This is a genomic window from Xenorhabdus miraniensis (assembly GCF_002632615.1).
In genome coordinates this window covers 1-2134 of sequence record NZ_NITZ01000068.1, presented here as the reverse complement: position 1 = coordinate 2134, position 2134 = coordinate 1, and the positions used below count along the sequence as shown (strand labels likewise).

2 pseudogenes are annotated in these 2134 nt (G+C 58.1%); both read right to left on the bottom strand.

The features are described 5' to 3' along the window. A pseudogene (locus Xmir_RS22010) lies at nt 1-257 on the bottom strand (site-specific tyrosine recombinase XerC); the annotation flags it as partial. A gap of 224 nt (nt 258-481) precedes the next feature. Next, nucleotides 482-2134 (bottom strand): annotated as a pseudogene (locus tag Xmir_RS22005) (DNA primase); the annotation flags it as partial.

Genomic DNA, 2134 nt, shown 5'->3' with positions numbered 1-2134 from the left:
TGACCGTTGTTGCGGTAAGGCTGCCCGTCCGCCTTGCGGTATGCACGCAGATAACGCTGCCAGCTTTCCAGCACCGACAGCGAGACCTGCGGGGCGGTGCGAATAGCCCGTTGTTCGCACCAGTCCACGAACGGCACTAAGTAAGCCTGATAAGACAGCCGGGTCTGCGGGCTTTTGCCCTGTGCCGTCAGGCTGTCCAGCCAGCCGTCCAGTTGCTGGCGTAAGGTCATTACCGTGAAGTTATGGGTGTTTGGCATCAGACAGCTCCTTGTATTTTTTTGCGTTAACGTGAAGCAGTGGCAGTACGGTGTGATTTTATTTTCTTACGTTGCCGGAACAGTGATTTTTCGTTTAGCCCGACTGGCGGGCGGTTAACCCTGTCTGGCTGTGGCTTTAGGGCTATTTTGCTTACCCAGACTTAGCCAAGACTTGGGGCAGACTTGGCATAGACTTGCGTTCGTGCTGCCCAGACTTGCGATAATCATACGGGGACGATCAGGCCGCTTAAGTGAGCACTGTCGCCGTCACCGTCCCAGAGCAGTTCGTATTGCAACAGGTGCCCGCGACTGCCGCCGTGGATCAGCAGATACTCCATGTCACTTAAACGTTGGCAATGCAGCTTAAGCTGGCTGTCGCTCCAGTTCGTGTAAGCCCGGATATCCCGCCGGGTAAAGCGAACTTCCCGTAACGTTTTCTGTTCGCTCGCGGCCCTATCTTGCGCCATCTGTTGGATAAGCAATAACAGCTTGCGGGTCTGCGGCGGCATCTCGTCGAGCGTCCGGCCTAAGATTTCATGGGCGAGCTGGTTCGCCAGCCGGATATCGGCTTGGGTCACTTCGACATATTCCAGCGTTTTCCCGCGATGCTCCGCCGTTTTGATTTCTCGTTGATACTGGTGCAGCAGGGCAATGCTCTGGATTAAGGTCAGGTATTTCATGTGGTCACGGCGGGTACGGGTTTTGTCTGACACAAAGGTCAGTTGTGAGGCATACGGATTGACCACGTTCAGCGGGCGCAATAACCGCTGGGCGTTCTGATGCAGGGCGGTAAGATAGTCCCGCTCATTCTCAGCCAGCAAGCCTTCAAGGGTCTGTTTATGGCGCTGCAACGCATGGATCGCTTCGGTCTGTTCGCGGGATTCATTGACCGTCAGCACCAGACAGCGGTTCAGCAGCTCTTCATCCACATCAATGGCGGTGGTGGTTAACATCAGCATCACCGGGCCTTTCACCGTGTAGCTTTTGGTCACGAGGTTTCCGGTTGCTTCATCCTTGCCCGTGCTCGCCATCGTTAATTCCCCGTCCGATTGCAACAGCTTGAGCGCATAGGCCGCCTGCCGTACCCCTTCTTCTTCCGCTATCGCCAAAATCTTATGCTGGAGATTGGTTTCACCGAGGTAAAACAAGCTTTGCCCGGTCATGGCGCTGTATTGCACCCGCTCTTCTGCCGGGATCAGGTTCAGCACTGCCTCCATCAGCGAACTCTTTCCTGCCGCGCTGCTGCTCTGGATAAGCACCGCTAACGGTTTGGGTAACTTGCGGCTCACGGCGGCCAGATACCCCGCCAGTAAGTTAGTGGATTCACCGACGACGCCACAGGCGGCTAAATCGGCGGTGATACGCCCGGCCAGCGCCGGATCTTGCAACAAAGCCCGTGCCGCCTCCCGCTCAGCTTCATTCAGTTCAGGTTGCGCCGCTGCCGGGTTCGCCGCCTGCTGCTGCCACTGCTCGGCAGCCAGCAACACCTGCCCCAGCGAGCGCCGCAGTGCCCCGTCTGCCAGTCCCAGTTCGGTGGCCGCCAGTCTGGCATAACTGTTCCGGCTGCGGGCACTCATCAGATCAACCCCATCCGCGAACAGCACCCCGCTTTGCCTGTCCAGCACCTGCGCATTGAGTTTCAGGGCGGCAGCACCGGCTTTGACTGCCCCCATTCCCCGCAGACACCATTGCAGTGTGCCGACCGAGATCAGCAGCTCGCCATGCTCGCCGGGTTCACAGACCACCCCCGGTGTGGTGTTGGCGGTGGATTCAGCGATTAAGGTCACAGGCGGTTCGGGTTCAACGGCTGGCGCAATCGTCTGACGCTCAACCGCAACGATGCCAGCCACGTCCTGCATGGGCACGGCACTGTCAAG